Here is a 19,304-nt window from a genome sequence, read left to right as displayed (position 1 = left end):
TGAACTCGAACGGCAACAGCCCATCGAGTACACCGTCAGTCAACGTCAGCAGTTCTTCCCCGGTGACCATCGACACCGGACAGCCGTTGGTGCAGGTCAACGGCGCACAATCGGCGCTGTCACCGTTGGGATTTTTCGCCTGATCCGAAGCATCATCGCGAGGCTCATGCCGTTCCATTCGCGTCATGCCGTGGGACTTGTCACGGACAATGGCGGCCGGATTCGCAACCGTCAGCATCTGTGCATCCGCCGTGCGAATCTCCAGCGGGACAGCGGGTGTTGGTCGCAACGGCGCCTGCCGCGCATTAACCATCAACGGCTTCAACGCACCCGCATGTCGGGTCAGATCGGGCGCCGAGGTCATCTGCGCCAGTCGCAACGCCGAAGCCGCCAGCCATTCCCGGGCACGCGACGATTTGATCTTGCCCAGTACTTTGGTGCTCAACTGAAGCGGCACACCCATGCCACCTGACACGCACATCAGCAGAAAACTGACCAGAAGTTCAGCGCGTACCTCAGCCACCACCTCGGCCAGAAACTGCGGCGGCAACATCTTCAGCCAACTGGTAAAGGCCGCCAGGTAAATGAACAGCAACGGCTCGTCGCTGAGCATCAGCAGGCCGTTGGCGATGGCCTCGGTGGACGCCTCGAGCAAGGCATCCAGTTCAACGCTGGACAGGTATTGCAGAAGTTTTTCACTGTTGGCCTGCAAGTCGGCGAGCAAGGCAAACAGCTGTTTCACGTCATCCCAGACACCGTTCAGCGCGGATTCGAAACCGTGCCAGTCAGCCTGTTGCAACTGCCCGTAACGCTCGCTTAAACCGGCGCTGGAAAACTCCGTCCACTGCGGTTGAAACCCTTTCCATTCCTCACGCAACCAGCCTTCCAGACCATCAAGAAGGCCCTGATACGAGGCGTACAACGTCTGGATATGCGCCGCGGAAACATCGGGAAAGAAGGTGATGCGATAACGCTGGCCCCGGTCGCAGTCGTCGACCTTGAGAATGCCGCCGGGGCCGATGGTGTAACGCCGCGGTTCGCCAAAACCCGGAACACCGTCGACGTCGGAAATGACCGGTTCAAGGATCACGGGCGTATCGCCGATCGGCACAAACCGCGCGGCTTCGAACATGTGCACCAGCGTCAGGGAGCCCGTGGCGGAGCACATGGCCACGGAGGAACTGATGGGTTTGCGGCTGGTAACCGGTGCACTGAGCCGGACGTCGTTGCCGACCTGGAACACTTGCTCGACACCCAGCGCGGTTACCGTCCAGAACTGCTCGGCCCAGGCGTCATAGTTGTTGAGACAAAGGCGAAACTCACGAACCAGCTTTTCGACGTCAGGCTTGTCAGGGTTCAGCGCAGCGACCACCAGCAAACCAATGCTGTTGTTCAGTTTCAGGAGCTGGTCAGATGGAAGCATGCAGTCACTCGCGCGCATCAGGGGAATGGCGCGAAACTTTGCGGGGGATCAAACAGGAAAGAAGTCAGCCGAGTAGGCGATGTCTGTAGGGCAATTCTCTAAATGTGCGGGAGAGCGTTCGGCGGACAACCGACATTGCCCGTTGCTCAACCTCGGCCACGCTCGTTATGCTGCTGAAACCTTTAATCAGATCCGAGCAGCGGCGCTCCCCACGCCGCCCGGGATGTCTTTGATAACGGATCCGATGATGAATGCACCGCTGAAGGCGTTCGGCCCGATCAAGGCCGTGATTTTCGATATGGACGGTTTGCTGCTGGACACCGAAGGCATCTACACCGAGGTCACCTCGCTGATTGCCGAGCGTTACGGGCGCACGTTCGACTGGAGCATCAAGCAGAACATTATCGGGCGTGGCGCCGGTGATCTGGCCCGTTATGTGGTCGAGGCGCTGGATCTGCCGATTACCGCCGAAGAGTTTCTGGTGATCCGCGAGCCACTGATGCGCGAGCGCTTTCCCACCGCGCAGGCGATGCCGGGTGCCGAGGAACTGATCCGCCACCTCAAGGCGCACAACATTCCGATTGCGGTCGGCACCAGTTCATCGCGCCAGTCGTTCGGTCAGAAAACCACGTTGCACCGCGACTGGTTCGCGTTGTTCGACTTCATTGTTACCGCTGACGATCCGGAAGTCGGCGCGGCCAAGCCGGCGCCGGACATCTTCCTCACCGCCGCTCGGCGCCTGGGTGTTGCGCCGCAAGATTGCCTGGTGTTCGAAGATTCACCGTTCGGCGTGACAGCCGCGAAAGCAGCCGGCATGACCGCCATCGCCATTCCCGATGCCGCCATGGCCGATGAAAAATACGCACACGCCGACGGGATTCTTCGTACATTGAAAGCGTTCACGCCGAGTGCATGCGGATTGCCGGCGCTCGACTGGGCCTGATCAAACCGCCGACATAAAAACGCCGCCCCTCTGTTAAAGGAGGGCGGCGTTTTTCGTTATCGACCATCTGATCAATCAGGCGCCGAAACCGCCATCGATGGTCAGGCTCGCACCGGTGATGTAACCAGCCTCCGGGCTTGCCAGGTAGGCAACGAAGCTGGCGATCTCTTCGGCCTTGCCGTAGCGACCCACTGCCATCAACGGTATCAGACTGTCGGCAAAATCGCCGTGAGCCGGGTTCATGTCGGTATCGACCGGGCCGGGTTGCACGTTGTTGATGGTGATACCGCGTGGACCGAGGTCGCGGGCCAGGCCTTTGGTCAGGCCGACCAGGGCGGACTTGCTCATCGCATACACGCCGCCACCGGCGAAGGGCATGCGGTCGGCGTTGGTGCTGCCGATGTTGATGATGCGCGAGCCTTCGCCCATGTGTTTGGCGGCTTCCTGGCTGGCGATGAACACGCTGCGTACGTTGATTGCCAGGGTCTGGTCGAAGTCTTCCAGTTTGAAGTCTTCCAGCGGCGCGACGGCCAGCACACCGGCGTTGTTGACCAGAATGTCGAGGCGGCCAAAGGTTTCGACAGTGGCGTTCACCGCGTTGCGGATGGCGTCGGCGTCGGCGCTGTCAGCCTTGATCGCCAGGGCTTTGCCGCCGGTGGCAGTGATGCTGTTTTGCAGTTCTTCAGCCTTGGCGGCCGAGCTGACGTAGGTAAAGGCAACCGCGGCGCCTTCAGCGGCCAGACGTTTGACAATGGCGGCACCGATGCCGCGAGAGCCGCCTTGAATCAGAGCGACTTTACCGCTGAGGTGTTGAGTGGTCATGTTCGATCTCCAGAAGTTTCAAGGCGGGCTGCCTTGGTGTGGTGTCGAGTATCTGCCTCTCGCCCCCAGGCGAGTAGACCGTGGTTGCTATAGTCTGTGTAAACCAAAAGTTTAGAGTGGTGGCCATGGAAACCTTCAGCAGTATCGAATGCTTCGTGCGCAGCGCCGAAGTCGGCAGCTTTGCCGAAGCCGCACGACGCCTGAGCCTGACACCGGCCGCCGTGGGCAAAAGCGTGGCGAAACTGGAAGTGCGCCTCGGCGTGAGGCTGTTCCAGCGTAGCACCCGTCGGTTGACTCTGACGGAAGCGGGGCAATTGTTTCTGAGTGAGGTCAGCGGCAGCCTGACCACCATCCAGAATGCGGTAAACAATCTGGCCAGCGCTGGCGGGCAACCGGCGGGCACACTGAAAGTCAGCATGGGCACGGTGTTCGGCCGCTTGTACATCGTGCCGTTGTTGGGAGAGTTCCTGAAAAGGTTTCCGGCGATCAACCCGGACTGGCACTTCGATAACCGTCAGGTCGATTTGATCGGCCAGGGTTTCGATGCGGCGATTGGTGGTGGTTTCGAATTGCCCCAAGGCGTGGTGGCGCGCAGGCTGACGCCGGCGCATCGGGTATTGGTGGCTTGCGCCGATTATCTGGATCGGTACGCACCGATCAACGAGCCGGACGACCTTAAGTTGCACGACGGCATCCTGATCCGCTCACCGCAAACCGGGCGTGTACGCTCCTGGCAGCTGACGCATCGCACCCGACCACACAGCCCGCTGACCCTCAAGGCCCGAATGACCATGAGCGATTCCGAAGCCGCCTGCGCCACGGCGGCGCAGGGGTTGGGGATCGCGCTGGTGAGCATGCCGTTCGCCGTCGGCTACCTTGAGGCGGGGACTTTGCAGCGCGTCCTGCCGGACTGGTACGTCGACGATGGCAACATCTCCATCTATTACGCTGAACACAAACTGTTGCCGGGCAAGACTCGTGCGTTCGTCGATTTTGTCATCGAGCAGTTTTCAACCCTGGGCCTTGCCGAACGGTTCAACGCGCAAAACGAGCTGGCCAACCGATGATGGTTTTTGGACGCGGCGTCGCATACGTGCGCACCTTGGATGTCGACAGCCCCAGTCGCACCAGCGATTCGGCGATGGTCACGGCCGCAGTGACGCCATCCACCACCGGTACTCCGGTGCGCTGACGAATCTTCTCATCAAGTCCGGCCATGCCGCCGCAGCCGAGGCAGATCACTTCGGCCTTATCCTGAATGACCGCCAGTTCCGCCTGATGCACGATCGCTTCCAACGCCCGTTGCGGCTCGTGCTCCAGCTCCAGAACCGCCAGGCCACTGGCGCGCACCGAGGCGCAGCGGTCCCACAGGCCGGACAGTTTCAGCCGATCCTCGATCAGCGGCACTGTGCGATCCAGTGTGGTGACCACCGAATACGCATGGCCCAGAAACATCGCAGTGCTCGCCGCCGCATCGGTGATGTCCACCACGGGTACGTTGAGCAGTTCCTGCAAACCTTCGCGACCGTGTTCGCCGTAGCCGGCCTGAATCACGGCGTCGAACGGCTGGTCGTAGGACATCACCCGGTCCATCACGGCGATGGCGGCCAGATAACTTTCGAAATTGCCCTCGACTGAATCGGCGCCGAAATGCGGGGTCAGGCCGACAATCTCGGTGCCGGGCGAGGCGACAGTCTGCGCCGAACGGGCGATGGCCTGGGTGATGGATTCGGTGGTGTTGACGTTGACCACGAGAATTCGCATGGGAAGTCCTTATTACGGTTGGTTCTGCGGCCCTGTGAAGAGCCGCCAAAAGATTCAGTGGCTGACGTTGTCGACGGCAATGGCTTCACCATCCACATCGGCGTAGTGCGGCTGGCGTTTGGCGATGATCAGGTAGAGCATCCCGGCAATGCCGGCGCCGATCAGCCAGGAGAAGGGTGAAACGTTATGGAAGCCCGGCACCAGTGCCAGGACGATGGCGATGAGCGCGGCCGGAATGAATGCCGCGACCGCCCGCAGATTGACCCCGCGGCTGTAGTAATACGCCCCGTTCGGGCTTTCGCTGTACAGCTGCGGCACATGGATCCGGCCTTTGCGGATCAGCCAGTAGTCGACCATGATCACGCCGTACAGTGGGCCGAGCAGGGCGCCGAGGCCGGACAGGAAATACACGATCACCAGCGGGCTGTTGTAGAGATTCCACGGCAGAATCAGCACGGCAATCGTTGCGCTGATCAGCCCGGCGCGACGGAAAGTCAGATACTTCGGCGCCAGGTTGCTGAGCACGAAGGCCGGGGCGACGAAGTTGGCCATGATGTTCACCGCCACGGTGACGATCAGAAAGGCCAGACAGCCGAGCACCAGAAAGAACGTATTGGGGATCGAAGCGATGATCTCGGTCGGGCTTTCGATGATCCGTCCGTTGATCTGAAATTGCGCACCGCACAGCAGGACGGTGATCCCGGCGAACACCAGAATATTTACCGGCAGACCCCAGAAGTTTCCGACCTTGATCGTTTTGCGGCACGGCGAGGAACGAGCGAAGTCGCAAAAGTTGAGGATCAGCGTGCCGTAGATCGCCAGCCACAAGGCACCGCCGGCAAAAATGTTGCGCCACATCTCGCCGCCGGTCAGTGGCTCGCGGATTGACCAGGCGATGGTCGCGTTGGCCTGGGTGTACATCCACGCGGCGAGGCAGGCGACGGTCAGCAGAATCACCGGCCCGGCGAAGGCTTCGTAGCGGCGGACCATTTCCATGCCGTAGGCGAGGATCGCCAATTGCACGAACCAGATCGCCACGAAACACACCCACCCCAGGCTCGACAGGCCGAGGATCGAGTTGTGGTCGTAATCGGCGAATCCGGGATGGATCGCCGTGAGCAACACGCGAAATACCACCGACGCCAGGTACGTCTGGATCCCGAACCAGGCGATGGCGATCACCGCCCGGATCAATGCAGGAATCTGCGCCCCGTGAATGCCGAAACTGATCCGGCTGATCACCGGAAACGGCACGCCGGTTTTCTGCCCCATGTAACCGGACAGGTTCATGAAGAAGTACACCAGCGCCGCGCCGATCCCCAGCGACAGCAGAATCTGCCAGCCGCCCAGCCCCAGGGCGTACAGACCGATGGCAAACGAGTAGTTGGCGATGTTGTGCACATCGTTGGTCCACAGGGCGAAGATGCTGTATTTGCCCCAGCGCCGTCCTTCGACCCTGGTCGGTGCGAGGTCACTGTTGTGCAGACGCGGGCTCAGTTGCAGCGGTTCGGTGATGCCGTCACCGGGCGCGCTGTGGTCGAGGGTGGAAGAGGCGGGCAGATTCAGCGCGATGTTGTTGTTGGAGAGACTCGTACGCATTCCGGCAGGCTCCTGATGTTCAGGCGGCGATGACTGTGCATGAGCGCTCGGGCTCGGCAGATCTTCGTCGCAGCGCTGGAACATCACTGGTTACGGGGCATCTGCAGCCTGTACGGGATAGGGCGCTTCAGGCTTGCGGATCGAAAGTGTGGGTTCATGTTTTGCGGTTTTGTATACAAAACATGTATGCACTAAAGCCAGATCTGTGCCAGTCCGCGATCTATGAAAAAGACCGCTGATTTCGAAAAGTTATTGAAGAGCGCCAAGTCGTTGAAATACGGGCGATATAAATTGACCGTTCGAACAGGTATTTATTTTTCGAAAGGAATTTTTGCGAGCGTCTGGAGGGAGTGCTTCTGGAGCTTGATGTAACTTTTCAGGGCGCAGAAACGAAAAGTGCACACATAAATGGCACCGATGGTGACATTCGTGTGTACACATTTTTCAAGGCGGGTAGAGAACACTGTGGGAGCTGATTGGCTCCCACAGTCGCATCATCGGGGCTGGGGATTTACCCCTTGCTGATGATATTCCCGGCATGCAACCCGCATTCCTTCTGGGTCGCTTCTTCCCACCACCAGCGACCCTCTCGCTCGTGCTGGTTCGGCAGGACAGGGCGGGTGCACGGTTCGCAGCCGATGCTGATGAAACCGCGCTCATGCAGACTGTTGTACGGCAGCTCCAGCATGCGGATGTAGCCCCAGATTTCCTCACTGGTCATCTGTGCAAGCGGGTTGAATTTGTACAAGGTGCGCTCCGGGGTGGAGAACGCTGTATCGATTTCCATCACCGCAACAGCGCTGCGGGTCCCGGGGCTCTGGTCGCGGCGCTGGCCGGTGGCCCAGGCTTTGACGCCGGACAGTTTGCGGCGCAGCGGCTCGATCTTGCGGATCCCGCAGCATTCGCCATGGCCGTCCTTGTAGAAACTGAACAGGCCTTTTTCCTTCACGAACGGTTCAAGTTTCGTGTAGTCCGGCGAGATCAGTTCGATGTCGATCTTGTAGTGCTCGCGCACCTGATCGATGAAGCGGTAGGTCTCCGGATGCAGGCGGCCGGTGTCGAGACTGAACACTTTGACGTTCTTGTTCAGCTTCCAGGCCATGTCCACCAGCACCACATCCTCGGCGCCGCTGAAAGATATCCACAGGTCATCGCCGAACTCGGCGAACGCGAGTTTGAGGATGTCCTGCGCGGATTTGTTGGCATAGGTCGTGGCGAGTTCCACGACGTCGAACGTTGGGCTCATCAGGGCGGCTTCCTACAGGTCGGTGGCGCTGGGCGCTCTATATGGCGGCGATGGTAACAAAAAGCAACGTCCGCCGGGGTAGCCTCTGCGTTGCGCGCTCCAGGTCGAGCCGCTAGAGTTCGGGCTCGCTCGACTCAATAAACATTACAAACGGGAGTGTCTTGTGGAAATCGCCTGTCTTGATCTTGAAGGGGTGCTGGTGCCGGAAATCTGGATCGCCTTCGCCGAAAAAACCGGAATCGAATCGCTCAAGGCCACCACCCGGGACATTCCCGACTACGACGTGCTGATGAAGCAGCGCCTGCGCATCCTCGACGAGCATGGCCTGAAACTTTCGGACATTCAGGAAGTGATCGCCACCCTCAAGCCACTGGACGGCGCTGCGGAGTTCGTCAACTGGCTGCACGAGCGGTTTCAGGTGGTGATTCTGTCGGACACCTTCTATGAGTTTTCCCAGCCGCTGATGCGTCAGCTGGGCTTTCCGACCTTGCTCTGTCACCGACTGATTACCGATGACACCGGGCGGGTGACGAGCTACCAGTTGCGTCAGAAAGATCCGAAGCGTCAGTCGGTTCTGGCCTTCAAGAGCCTGTATTACCGTGTAATTGCGGCGGGGGATTCCTATAACGACACCAGCATGCTGGGCGAAGCGGATGCGGGGATTCTGTTCCATGCGCCGGATAACGTGATTCGCGAGTTTCCGCAGTTTCCGGCGGTGCATACGTTTGCCGAGTTGAAGCAGGAATTCCTCAAGGCTTCGAACCGCGACCTGACTTTGTAGCAACCACATGATCGTTCCCACGCTCTGCGTGGGAATGCCTCAATGGACGCTCTGCGTCCGCTTTGGGACGCAGAGCGTCCCGGGCTGCATTCCCACGGGGAGCGTGGGAACGATCACCGCAGTCGCCGCGACACGGGAACGATCAAGCGTCCTGGTCAGAGGTTCTGCAGGGTTTCGAGCAGCACTCTGACCTTGGTGATCGACTCCTGATACTCCGCCTGCCAGTCCGAATCGGCGACGATCCCGCCGCCGCCCCAGCAGCACACCTGTCCATCCTTTACCAGCAGACTGCGAATGGCGATGGAGCTGTCCATCTCGCCGCGCACGTCCAGGTACAGCAACGAACCGCAATACAAACCGCGTCGGGTCGGCTCCAGTTCGTCGATGATCTGCATCGCACGGATCTTCGGTGCGCCGGTGATCGAGCCGCCGGGGAAGCTGCCGGCGATCAGGTCAAGAGCGTCGCGATCTTCCGCCAGCTCACCGGTCACGCTGCTGACCAGGTGATGCACGTTCGGATAACTTTCCAGGCTGAACAACTCCGGCACCCGCACCGAGCCGATGCGGCAAGTGCGGCCCAGGTCGTTGCGCAGCAGGTCGACGATCATCAGGTTTTCCGCGCGATCCTTCGGGCTGGCCAGCAGTTCGGCAGCGTTCGCCGCGTCTTCGGCCGGGGTCGCGCCACGGGGGCGGGTGCCCTTGATCGGGCGGGTTTCCACCTGACGCTGGCTGACTTTAACGAAGCGCTCGGGCGACAGGCTCAACACCGCATTGCCGTCGGGCAGGCTCTGAAATCCTGAAAACGGTGTCGGGCAGGCTTCGCGCAATTTGCAGTAGGCCAGCCATGGATCGCCCTGGCACGGTGCGCGGAAACGTTGAGCGAAGTTGACCTGATAGCAGTCGCCGGCCTGGATGTAATGCTGGATGCGCTCGAATGCCTGACGGTATTCATCGGCCGAAAGATCGGCTGCCATCGGGTTGTTGAGCTTGAACGGGGTCAGAGCGGTGCTTGCCGGTTGGCTGAATACATCGATCAGCCGCTGTTTCTCGCTGGCGCTGACAGAGGGGTGAAACACCAATTGGCTGGTGGCCGATTGGTGATCGCTGATCAAGGCCCAGTCGTACAGACCAAAACGTGCATCGGGCAGTTGCAGGTCATCCCGGGCCTGGCTCGGCAGGTTTTCCAGATGCCGACCGAAGTCGTAGCTCAGGTAACCGATCAGGCCGCCAGCGAAGGGCAATTCGTACCCGTCGGGCAATTGCGCTTCGCCCAATCGGGTCAGATTGTCCCGCAGACGTTGCAGGAAATGGTCGCCGCGCTCGTCCGGCAAAACCGCCAGCTGTTCCAGCGGCCAGGCACTGAGCAGGTCATAACGGCCACGGTCGGCACTCGGCCGGCCACTGTCGAGCAGCACGGCGCCGGGCGCGTGGCGGACGGCCGCGAAATAGTCGGCGGGGTTGGCGCGGTAGGGCAGCGGGTGTACGGAACAGGTCAACATGGGCGGGGCAGATCGGCCATCGAGGCGGGGAGGGGATTGTAGTCCCCTCCGGGAATGGCTCCTAGAGGGGATGTCGTGGATTGGCAGATTGGCGGCAGGTATCGCGCTCGATCGCTTGATCGTTCCCACGCTCTGCGTGGGAATGCATCCCGTGACGCTCCGCGTCACCATGGACGCGGAGCGTCCATGGTGGCGTTACCACGCGGAGCGTGGGAACGATCATGAACGATGTCAGCCTTCGACCGCCGGAACATGCCCAAACAACTCCTGAGCAAACGCCACGCGCTCTTCAACCGACTCCGTCACCCCGCGCGCCTTGAGCTCTTCCAGATGCGCTTCCACCGCATGGGTGCGTAACGTCAGGCCGCAATCATTGGCAATCTGAATGTTCAGCCCCGGCCGCGCATTCAGCTCCAGAATCAGCGGGCCTTTTTCCTGATCCAGCACCATGTCCACGCCGATGTAACCCAGGCCACACAGCTCATAGCAACCGGCCGCGAGCTTCATGAAACCGTCCCAGTAGGGCAGTTGCACGCTGTCCACCGCGTTGGTGGTGTCCGGGTGTTTGGTGATGATGTTGTTCAGCCACGTACCGCGCAGGGTCAGGCCGGTAGCCAGGTCGACGCCGACGCCGATGGCGCCCTGGTGCAGGTTGGCCTTGCCGCCGGATTGACGGGTCGGCAGGCGCAGCATCGCCATCACCGGGTAACCCATCAGCACGATGATGCGGATGTCCGGCACGCCTTCGTAGCTGATGCTTTTGAAGATCTGGTCCGGGGTCACCCGATATTCGATCAGCGCCCGATCGCGATGGCCGCCCAGCGAATACAGACCGGTGAGGATGCTGGAGATATGATGCTCCAGCTCTTCATGGGCAATGATCTTGCCCGACACCGTGCGATAGCGGCCCTCGAAACGGTCGGCGACCACGATGATGCCGTCACCGCCGGCGCCCTGGGCCGGCTTGATCACGAAGTCGTTGCGCCCGCCGATGATCTCGCCGAGCTTGTCGATTTCCTTCTCCGTGGAAATCACGCCATACAGTTCCGGCACGTGAATGCCGGCCTTGATTGCGCGTTCCTTGGTGATGATCTTGTCATCGACGATCGGGTACAGGCTGCGCTTGTTGTACTTGAGCACGTAGTCGGCGTTACGCCGATTGATGCCCATGATGCCCCGGGCTTCCAGGGCCTTCCAGGTCTTCCAGAAACCGAACATCAGCCGTCAGCCTTCTTCAGGAATGCCTTGAAACGCACCAGCTCGGTCAGGCGATAACCGCGGTAGCGACCCATGGCCAGCATGAAGCCCACCAGAATCAGCAGGATCGCCGGGAAGGTGAATACGAAGTACACCAGTTCCGGAACAGTCATGATCAGGTGCGCCAGGGACGCCGCGAACAGCGTGCCGATCGCCACTTTCATGGCATGGCTGGCGCCGCGTTCTTCCCAGGTGATCGACAGGCGCTCGATGGTCATGGTCAGAATTACCATCGGGAACAGCGCTACCGACAGACCGCGCTCAAGTCCGAGCTTGTGACTGAACAGGCTGATCGCCGCAATCAGCACCACCACGAAGGTCAGCACCACCGACAGGCGCGGCAGCATTTGCAGCTTCAAATGTTCCAGATACGAGCGCAGTGACAAACCAAGTGCGGTGATCACGGTAAACAGCAGGATGCCGAAACCCAACTGCGTCTCGCGGAAGGCCAGGGCGATCAGCACCGGCGTGAACGTGCCGAGGGTCTGCAGGCCGATCAGGTTGCGCAGGATCAGGATCACCAGCACGCCGATCGGGATCATCACCATGATCATGAAGGTCTGCTGGGTTTGCAGCGGCAGGCCGTACAGCGAGTATTCAAGGAAGTTGGCGTCGGTGTTTTCATCGGTCAGCTTGGCCAGACGAATCGCGTTCATCTCGCTGTTGTTCAGGCTGAAGGTCACGTTGGCTTTCTTGCCGCCGTCGACGGTGATCAGGTTTTCATCACCGCTCCACCACAGCAGGCGGTCAGTGGGCAGGCCTTGCTCGCCGGTTTCCGGGTTGAAGTACAGCCAGTCGGTGCCGTTGAAGCTGCGCAGCCACAGTTCAGGGGTTTGTGGTTGATCGGCGACGAGGCGGATGGTGTGGACTTTTTCCACCGGCACGTGGGCGATGGACAGCAGCAATTCGACGATTTTGGCTTTGTGCGGCGTCGACGGATCGCCGGCCAGCAGCAGTTTCACGTTGTCGTCGTTGACGTTGTTGACGCGTTTGATCGCTTCGCCAATGAAGGTCTCGACGTCGGCCGAGTGCTGGCGGATCGGGGCGAGCAGGGCTTCGGCGGCGATCTTTTCCGGGCCTTCGATGGCCATGCTGTCACGGAACGTCGGGCCCTTGATCTTGGTTTTTTCAGCGGTGTAACGCTTGGTCAGCACCAGACGGTAATAAAGGGTCTGGTTGCCCTTGGCCCGGCGTGCCGACCACGTGACCTTGCGGTTGCCGTCGACCCGGTTGACCGCCACGCCGTAATTGTTGGAGATAAAGCTTTCATTGAGGCTGACGTAATCGCGGCTCAGGGGCGGCACGAACATCTGGATCTTCACCGGATCCTTGGTGCTGGCGACGAACTCGACCTTGGCGTCGATGTTCCACAAGTCGTCGGTGGCATCTTCGGTCACCGGAATGCCGAGCACGAAAATCTGATAGGCCGTAACCGAAACGCCCAGCAACACCAGGATGGTGATCAAGACTTTCAGGTGGAAGGTTAGAGAACGCATGGAAATTACTCGGCGGTATGAGCGGCGATGGTGCAGGCGGGTTTGCCGGCAGCGTATTTAAGACTGGGATCGACCAGCGCATCGAAGCGTTTCAGCGCCTCGGAGCCAATCAAAAGCGGGTATTGGAACGCACTACGGTCGGTCAGGTTCACTTCGATGCTGCGCATTGCCGAACCCATGCAGATGTCCAGCTCGATCACCGGGCGGGCGGTGTACTTCTTGCCTTCTTCCGGGTCGTAGTCGCCGGCGCGGCGCTTGATCTTGCTGACCCGGGCCAGCGGCCGTTCGATCGGGTGCGAATGCGCGGCGTCGATGGCCAGGTAGAAACGTACCCAGGACTCGCCGTTGCGCTTGAAGCGTTTAATGTCGCGGGCGCTCAGGGAGGCGGTTTTCGCCCCGGTGTCGAGTTTCGCCGCCACTTCCAGGTTGATCCCGTCGAGGGCAGCGTATTCGTTGAGGCCGTACACGGTCTTTTCCCCCGCCGCAGCAAGGCCGGGCAGGCAAAACAATGCAAAGAATGTGGGGAAGGGCTTGAGTCTCATAAATCCTGGCGAGCAGCGTTCCGTTTCTCGGTTCAGGGCCATGGCATCAGGTAATCCTGTCTGCCCATGCGCCTTCGTGTGCCTATCAGCTTTTTATGACAAGCCGTGCAAATGACTCGCAAATGCGGGCGGCATTCTAGCACGGTGGTTTTATGGCGCCAGCGTCGGGACCGGTCTATAACCCTTGGGGTTGATTTGAAGGCTTGTTAGACGATTGTCGACAATCTCGATTTATCCTTTGACTGATGCGGGTTGATTCGCTAGTTTTTGCCGCATTGGATTTGAAGGTGTCGACAATATGCTGGATCAACTCGATCCCCCGGTGATCAATGGCGACGACTCCGAGACGCTCTCGGAAAACGTCTTCCGGCGCATTCAGGCGGCCATCGTCAAAGGTGAGATCGCTCCGGGCAGCAAGATCTCCGAGCCGGAACTGGCGCGCACCTATGGCATCAGCCGTGGGCCGCTGCGCGAAGCGATCCATCGTCTGGAAGGCCAGCGTCTGCTGGTGCGCGTACCGCACGTCGGTGCGCGGGTGGTGTCGCTCAGCCATGCCGAATTGCTCGAACTCTACGAAATCCGCGAATCCCTCGAAGGCATGGCCTGCCGTCTGGCGGCCGAACGCATGAGCGTCGAAGAAATCGACGAACTGCGCCGGGTGCTGGAAACCCATGAGCGCGACGCGGCGTTTCAGGCCGGCGTCGGTTACTACCAGCAGGAAGGCGACTTCGACTTCCACTACCGGATCATCCAGGGCAGCGGCAACCGCACCCTCACGCAAATGCTCTGCGGCGAGCTCTACCAGCTGGTGCGCATGTACCGCATCCAGTTTTCCACCACGCCCAACCGCCCGCGCCAGGCCTTTGCCGAACACCACCGGATTCTCGATGCCATCGCCGACCGTGACGGCGAGCTCGCGGAATTGTTGATGCGCCGTCACATCGGCGCCTCGAAACGCAACATCGCCCGTCACTACCAGGACGGCGCCGACAACAAGACAGCCACTGAACGAGGTGAGTCATGAGTTCCAACAAGAGCACTCCAGGCCAGCGTTTCCGCGATGCGGTCGCCAGCGAACATCCGCTGCAAGTGGTCGGGGCGATCAACGCCAACCACGCGCTGCTGGCCAAGCGCGCCGGTTTCAAGGCGATTTACCTGTCGGGTGGCGGGGTGGCTGCCGGCTCCCTCGGCGTACCGGACCTGGGCATCACCGGCCTGGATGACGTACTGACCGACGTGCGCCGCATCACCGATGTCTGCGACCTGCCGCTGCTGGTAGACGTGGACACCGGTTTCGGCGCCTCGGCGTTCAACGTGGCCCGCACCGTGAAGTCGATGATCAAGTTCGGCGCGGCGGCGATTCACATCGAAGACCAGGTCGGCGCCAAGCGCTGCGGCCACCGCCCCAATAAAGAGATCGTGACCCAGCAGGAAATGGTCGACCGCATCAAGGCCGCCGTCGATGCTCGCACCGACGACAGCTTCGTGATCATGGCCCGCACCGACGCGTTGGCCGTTGAAGGTCTGGAATCGGCACTGGATCGCGCTGCCGCGTGCATCGAGGCCGGCGCCGACATGATCTTCCCGGAAGCCATCACTGAACTGGAGATGTACAAGCTGTTCGCCAGCCGCGTGAAAGCGCCGATCCTGGCAAACATCACCGAATTCGGCTCGACGCCGCTGTACACCACCGAGCAGCTTGCGGGAGCAGATGTGTCGCTGGTGCTGTACCCGCTGTCGGCGTTCCGCGCGATGAACAAGGCTGCGGAAAACGTCTACACCGCGATCCGCCGCGACGGCACTCAGCAGAATGTCATCGACACCATGCAGACTCGCATGGAGCTTTACGATCGCATCGATTACCACACCTTCGAGCAGAAGCTCGACGCGTTGTTTGCGGCGAAGAAGTAAGCCGCAACTGTACTCCCTAATAAATTCAAGATTGGAGACAACAATGGCTGAAGCAAAAGTACTCAGTGGCGCCGGGCTCCGGGGCCAGGTTGCCGGGCAAACCGCACTGTCCACCGTGGGCCAGGCCGGTGCCGGGCTGACCTATCGCGGCTATGACGTGCGCGAACTGGCGGCAGACGCACAATTTGAAGAAGTGGCGTACCTGCTGCTCTACGGAGAGCTGCCGACCCAGGCACAACTCGCCGACTATCAAGGCAAACTGAGCAAGCTGCGCGACCTGCCGCAAGCGCTGAAAGAAGTGCTGGAACGCATCCCCGCCGACGCCCACCCGATGGACGTGATGCGTACCGGTTGCTCGTTCCTGGGCAACATCGAACCGGAGAAAGACTTCTCCGAGCAACGCGACAAGACCGACCGCCTGCTGGCCGCGTTCCCGGCGATCATGTGCTACTGGTATCGCTTCAGCCACGACGGCAAACGCATCAATTGCGTGACGGACGAGCCGTCCATCGGCGGCCACTTCCTGCACCTGCTGCACGACAAGAAACCGAGTGAACTGCACGTCAAAGTGATGAACGTGTCGCTGATCCTCTACGCCGAGCACGAATTCAACGCCTCGACCTTCACCGCTCGGGTGTGTGCTTCGACCCTGTCCGATCTGTACTCGTGCATCACGGCAGCCATCGGCTCGCTGCGCGGCCCGCTGCACGGCGGCGCCAACGAAGCGGCGATGGAAATGATCGAGCGCTTCTCGTCGCCGGAAGAGGCGATCAAAGGCACCCTCGGCATGCTCGAGCGCAAGGACAAGATCATGGGCTTCGGCCACGCGATCTATAAGGACAGCGATCCGCGCAACGAGGTGATCAAGGGCTGGTCGAAAAAACTCGCCGACGAAGTGGGCGACAAGGTGTTGTTCCCCGTTTCCGAAGCCATCGACAAGACCATGTGGGAGCAGAAGAAACTGTTCCCCAACGCCGACTTCTACCATGCCTCGGCGTACCACTTCATGGGCATCCCGACCAAGCTGTTCACCCCGATCTTCGTCTGCTCGCGCCTGACCGGCTGGGCGGCGCACGTGTTCGAACAGCGCGCCAACAACCGCATCATCCGTCCAAGCGCCGAGTATGTAGGCGTCGAACAGCGCAAGTTCGTGCCAATCGAACGTCGCTGAATGGTGGGCTGACCTGGAGCTTGAGAACACCGATACACCCTGTGGGAGCGAGCTTGCTCGCGATTGCGGTACATCAGTCGACATCAGTGTTGAATGTCAGTCCGCTTTCGCGAGCAAGCTCGCTCCCACAAGGGGCTGTGTGAATCTTGAGACCCGTGCCAGGCCCCACCTTTTTGTTATCACCGTGACCGAGTCCTGACCGATGAACACAGAATTTCGCAAGAACCTGCCCGGCACGCCGCTGGACTTTTTCGACGTCCGTGCGGCTGTCGATGCGATCCAGCCCGGCAGCTACGACACCCTGCCGTACACCTCCCGCGTGCTGGCGGAAAACCTCGTGCGTCGCTGCGACCCGGCCACGCTCACCGATTCCCTGAAACAACTGATCGAGCGCAAACGCGACCTCGACTTCCCGTGGTTCCCGGCCCGCGTGGTGTGCCACGACATTCTCGGCCAGACCGCGCTGGTGGATCTGGCCGGCCTGCGCGACGCGATTGCCCAGCAGGGCGGCGACCCGGCGCAGGTCAACCCGGTGGTGCCGACGCAATTGATCGTCGACCACTCGCTGGCGGTGGAGGCGGGCGGTTTTGACAAGCAGGCGTTCGAGAAAAACCGCGCCATCGAAGACCGTCGCAACGAAGACCGATTCCACTTCATCAACTGGACCAGGAAGGCGTTCAAAAACGTCGACGTGATCCCGCCGGGTAACGGCATCATGCACCAGATCAACCTGGAGAAAATGTCCCCGGTGATCCAGGTGCGCGACGGCGTGGCATTCCCGGACACCTGCGTCGGCACCGACAGCCACACCCCGCACGTCGATGCCCTGGGCGTGATTGCCATCGGCGTCGGTGGGCTTGAAGCCGAGAGCGTGATGCTTGGCCGCGCGTCATGGATGCGCCTGCCGGAAAGCGTCGGCGTCGAACTGACCGGCAAGCTGCAACCGGGTATCACCGCCACCGACATGGTACTGGCGCTGACCGAGTACCTGCGCAAACAGAAAGTGGTCGGCGCATGGCTGGAGTTCTTCGGTGAAGGTGCTAGCGCGTTGACCCTAGGCGATCGCGCCACCATCTCCAACATGGCTCCGGAATACGGCGCTACGGCGGCGATGTTCTACATCGACCAGCAGACCATCGATTACCTGAAACTCACCGGTCGTGAAGACCAGCAAGTGCAACTGGTCGAGCAGTACGCCAATCAGATCGGTCTGTGGGCCGACAGCCTGAAAGGTGCGCAATACGAGCGCGGCCTGACCTTCGATCTGTCTTCTGTGGTGCGCAACATGGCCGGCCCGAGCAACCCGCACGCCCGTGTGGCGGTGTCGGATCTGGCGGCCAAAGGTATCGCCGGCCAGTGGGAAGACGTGCCGGGGCAAATGCCCGACGGCGCAGTGATCATCGCTGCCATCACCAGTTGCACCAACACCAGCAACCCGCGCAACGTGATTGCCGCCGGCCTGCTGGCGCGCAATGCCAACAAGCTCGGGCTGACCCGCAAGCCGTGGGTCAAGTCGTCGCTGGCGCCGGGTTCGAAAACCGTGGCGCTGTACCTCGATGAAGCAGGGCTGACCACGGAGCTGGAGCAGCTCGGTTTCGGCGTCGTCGCGTTTGCCTGCACAACCTGCAACGGCATGTCCGGGGCGCTGGATCCGGTGATTCAACAAGAAATCATCGACCGCGATCTGTACGCCACCGCTGTGCTGTCCGGCAACCGCAACTTCGACGGGCGGATTCACCCGTACGCCAAGCAGGCGTTCCTCGCTTCGCCGCCGCTGGTGGTGGCCTACGCGATTGCCGGGACCATCCGTTTCGACATCGAAAAAGACGTGCTCGGCGTGGTCGACGGCAAGGAAATCCGCCTGAAAGACATCTGGCCGAGCGACGAAGAAATCGACGCGGTGGTGAAATCTTCGGTCAAGCCTGAGCAGTTCCGTCAGGTCTACATTCCGATGTTCGCCGTCCATGAAGACACCGGCCCGAAAGTCACGCCGCTGTACGACTGGCGCGAAATGAGCACCTACATCCGCCGTCCTCCGTACTGGGAAGGTGCGCTGGCCGGGGCGCGGCCGCTCAAGGGCATGCGCCCGCTGGCGGTGCTGCCGGACAACATCACCACCGATCACCTGTCGCCGTCGAACGCGATCATGCTCGACAGCGCCGCCGGTGAGTACCTGGCGAAAATGGGCCTGCCGGAAGAGGACTTCAACTCCTACGCGACCCACCGTGGCGACCACTTGACCGCGCAGCGTGCGACCTTCGCCAACCCGAAACTGTTCAACGAAATGGTCGTGGAAAACGGCAAGGTCAAGCAGGGTTCGCTGGCGCGCGTTGAGCCGGAAGGCAAAGTGATGCGCATGTGGGAAGCCATCGAAACCTACATGGAACGCAAGCAGCCGCTGATCATCATCGCCGGCGCCGACTACGGCCAGGGTTCATCCCGCGACTGGGCGGCCAAAGGCGTGCGTCTGGCGGGTGTGGAAGCGATTGTCGCCGAAGGTTTCGAGCGCATTCACCGCACCAACCTGGTGGGCATGGGCGTGTTGCCGCTGGAATTCAAACCGGGCACCGACCGCAAGACCCTGGGTATCGACGGCAGCGAAACCTACGACGTGATCGGCGAGCGCACCCCTCGCGCCGACCTGACGCTGGTGATCCATCGCAAGAACGGCGAGCGCGTCGACGTACCGGTGACCTGCCGCCTCGACACCGCCGAAGAAGTGTCGATCTACGAGGCCGGCGGCGTATTGCAGCGCTTCGCTCAGGACTTCCTCGAAGAGTCGGCGGTTGCCGTTTAAATCAGTTAGTGCGAGCGCGGGTCAGTAGACCCGCGTTTGCGGATAAGGAGCAC

General features: G+C 60.8%; 15 protein-coding genes and 1 pseudogene. 7 read left to right on the top strand and 9 right to left on the bottom strand.

Annotated features, from left to right (window positions below; genetic code table 11):
• Positions 1-1,423: pseudogene (locus tag CAF73_RS19745) on the bottom strand (type IV secretion protein Rhs); the annotation flags it as partial.
• Positions 1,424-1,670: 247 nt separating this feature from the next.
• Between CAF73_RS19745 and CAF73_RS19740 the strand changes: the two are divergent.
• A complete protein-coding gene (locus CAF73_RS19740; RefSeq protein WP_085700262.1) occupies positions 1,671-2,366 on the top strand; it encodes an HAD-IA family hydrolase in 696 nt (231 codons plus the stop codon).
• A gap of 75 nt (positions 2,367-2,441) precedes the next feature.
• Here the strand turns inward: CAF73_RS19740 and CAF73_RS19735 are convergent, their stop codons facing one another.
• Entirely contained in the window at positions 2,442-3,188 is a 747-nt protein-coding gene (locus CAF73_RS19735; protein WP_085700261.1) for a 3-oxoacyl-ACP reductase family protein, read from the bottom strand.
• A 125-nt stretch (positions 3,189-3,313) separates the two neighbouring features.
• Here CAF73_RS19735 and CAF73_RS19730 point away from each other — a divergent pair, with 125 nt between their 5' ends.
• A complete protein-coding gene (locus CAF73_RS19730; RefSeq protein WP_085700260.1) occupies positions 3,314-4,255 on the top strand; it encodes a LysR family transcriptional regulator in 942 nt (313 codons plus the stop codon).
• Here CAF73_RS19730 and CAF73_RS19725 read toward each other — a convergent pair.
• From CAF73_RS19725 to CAF73_RS19715, 3 genes are all read right to left on the bottom strand, one after another.
• Complete coding sequence (locus CAF73_RS19725) at positions 4,224-4,952, bottom strand: aspartate/glutamate racemase family protein (RefSeq protein WP_085703555.1); 729 nt, start codon at positions 4,950-4,952, stop codon at positions 4,224-4,226. The two genes, CAF73_RS19730 and CAF73_RS19725, sit on opposite strands and share 32 nt — an antisense overlap.
• Positions 4,953-5,006: 54 nt before the next feature.
• Positions 5,007-6,551, bottom strand: coding sequence for an NCS1 family nucleobase:cation symporter-1 (locus CAF73_RS19720; protein WP_085703554.1), 1,545 nt, complete (start codon positions 6,549-6,551; stop codon positions 5,007-5,009).
• Between the two features lie 511 nt (positions 6,552-7,062).
• Complete coding sequence (locus CAF73_RS19715; RefSeq protein WP_085700258.1) at positions 7,063-7,797, bottom strand: phosphoadenylyl-sulfate reductase; 735 nt, start codon at positions 7,795-7,797, stop codon at positions 7,063-7,065.
• A gap of 163 nt (positions 7,798-7,960) precedes the next feature.
• On the opposite strand from CAF73_RS19715, the gene thrH reads away from it, so the two are divergent.
• A complete protein-coding gene (gene thrH / locus CAF73_RS19710; protein ID WP_085703553.1) occupies positions 7,961-8,578 on the top strand; it encodes a bifunctional phosphoserine phosphatase/homoserine phosphotransferase ThrH in 618 nt (205 codons plus the stop codon).
• 155 nt (positions 8,579-8,733) lie between these two features.
• Here the strand turns inward: thrH and pabB are convergent, their stop codons facing one another.
• From pabB to CAF73_RS19690, 4 genes are all read right to left on the bottom strand, one after another.
• Positions 8,734-10,077: an aminodeoxychorismate synthase component I gene (pabB, locus tag CAF73_RS19705; protein WP_085700256.1), complete on the bottom strand. Its 1,344-nt coding sequence runs from the start codon at positions 10,075-10,077 to the stop codon at positions 8,734-8,736.
• Positions 10,078-10,308: 231 nt separating this feature from the next.
• Positions 10,309-11,295, bottom strand: coding sequence for an alpha-L-glutamate ligase-like protein (locus CAF73_RS19700; protein WP_085700255.1), 987 nt, complete (start codon positions 11,293-11,295; stop codon positions 10,309-10,311).
• Positions 11,295-12,830, bottom strand: coding sequence for an inactive transglutaminase family protein (locus tag CAF73_RS19695; protein WP_085700254.1), 1,536 nt, complete (start codon positions 12,828-12,830; stop codon positions 11,295-11,297). The genes CAF73_RS19700 and CAF73_RS19695 overlap by 1 nt, the downstream gene beginning before the upstream one ends.
• A 5-nt stretch (positions 12,831-12,835) precedes the next feature.
• Positions 12,836-13,372, bottom strand: coding sequence for an ATP-dependent zinc protease (locus CAF73_RS19690; RefSeq protein ID WP_085690221.1), 537 nt, complete (start codon positions 13,370-13,372; stop codon positions 12,836-12,838).
• Between the two features lie 301 nt (positions 13,373-13,673).
• Here CAF73_RS19690 and CAF73_RS19685 point away from each other — a divergent pair, with 301 nt between their 5' ends.
• The 4 genes from CAF73_RS19685 (at position 13,674) to acnD (ending at position 19,251) form a co-directional block, all read left to right on the top strand.
• Complete coding sequence (locus tag CAF73_RS19685; protein ID WP_173892848.1) at positions 13,674-14,396, top strand: GntR family transcriptional regulator; 723 nt, start codon at positions 13,674-13,676, stop codon at positions 14,394-14,396.
• Entirely contained in the window at positions 14,393-15,283 is an 891-nt protein-coding gene (prpB, locus tag CAF73_RS19680) for a methylisocitrate lyase (RefSeq protein WP_007951973.1), read from the top strand. The genes CAF73_RS19685 and prpB overlap by 4 nt, the downstream gene beginning before the upstream one ends.
• Positions 15,284-15,326: 43 nt before the next feature.
• Positions 15,327-16,454 (top strand): 2-methylcitrate synthase, encoded by a 1,128-nt coding sequence (gene prpC / locus CAF73_RS19675; protein WP_085703552.1) that lies wholly within the window; start codon positions 15,327-15,329, stop codon positions 16,452-16,454.
• Between the two features lie 202 nt (positions 16,455-16,656).
• Positions 16,657-19,251 (top strand): Fe/S-dependent 2-methylisocitrate dehydratase AcnD, encoded by a 2,595-nt coding sequence (gene acnD, locus CAF73_RS19670; RefSeq protein WP_085703551.1) that lies wholly within the window; start codon positions 16,657-16,659, stop codon positions 19,249-19,251.
• Positions 19,252-19,304 lie beyond the last annotated feature (53 nt).

The organism is Pseudomonas sp. B15(2017), assembly GCF_002113215.1.
GTDB lineage: Bacteria > Pseudomonadota > Gammaproteobacteria > Pseudomonadales > Pseudomonadaceae > Aquipseudomonas.
This window is presented reverse-complemented; position numbering and strand designations above follow the sequence as displayed.

What these genes read in the sequence shown, in the direction of transcription:
- CAF73_RS19735 (WP_085700261.1), bottom strand. Translation starts at nt 3,188, where the DNA reads ATGACCACTCAACACCTCAGCGGTAAAGTCGCTCTGATTCAAGGCGGC.
- acnD (WP_085703551.1), top strand. Translation starts at nt 16,657, where the DNA reads ATGAACACAGAATTTCGCAAGAACCTGCCCGGCACGCCGCTGGACTTT.
- CAF73_RS19725 (WP_085703555.1), bottom strand. Translation starts at nt 4,952, where the DNA reads ATGCGAATTCTCGTGGTCAACGTCAACACCACCGAATCCATCACCCAG.
- CAF73_RS19690 (WP_085690221.1), bottom strand. Translation starts at nt 13,372, where the DNA reads ATGAGACTCAAGCCCTTCCCCACATTCTTTGCATTGTTTTGCCTGCCC.
- CAF73_RS19730 (WP_085700260.1), top strand. Translation starts at nt 3,314, where the DNA reads ATGGAAACCTTCAGCAGTATCGAATGCTTCGTGCGCAGCGCCGAAGTC.
- CAF73_RS19715 (WP_085700258.1), bottom strand. Translation starts at nt 7,797, where the DNA reads ATGAGCCCAACGTTCGACGTCGTGGAACTCGCCACGACCTATGCCAAC.
- CAF73_RS19720 (WP_085703554.1), bottom strand. Translation starts at nt 6,551, where the DNA reads ATGCGTACGAGTCTCTCCAACAACAACATCGCGCTGAATCTGCCCGCC.
- pabB (WP_085700256.1), bottom strand. Translation starts at nt 10,077, where the DNA reads ATGTTGACCTGTTCCGTACACCCGCTGCCCTACCGCGCCAACCCCGCC.
- CAF73_RS19700 (WP_085700255.1), bottom strand. Translation starts at nt 11,295, where the DNA reads ATGTTCGGTTTCTGGAAGACCTGGAAGGCCCTGGAAGCCCGGGGCATC.
- CAF73_RS19740 (WP_085700262.1), top strand. Translation starts at nt 1,671, where the DNA reads ATGAATGCACCGCTGAAGGCGTTCGGCCCGATCAAGGCCGTGATTTTC.
- CAF73_RS19695 (WP_085700254.1), bottom strand. Translation starts at nt 12,830, where the DNA reads ATGCGTTCTCTAACCTTCCACCTGAAAGTCTTGATCACCATCCTGGTG.
- prpC (WP_085703552.1), top strand. Translation starts at nt 15,327, where the DNA reads ATGGCTGAAGCAAAAGTACTCAGTGGCGCCGGGCTCCGGGGCCAGGTT.
- prpB (WP_007951973.1), top strand. Translation starts at nt 14,393, where the DNA reads ATGAGTTCCAACAAGAGCACTCCAGGCCAGCGTTTCCGCGATGCGGTC.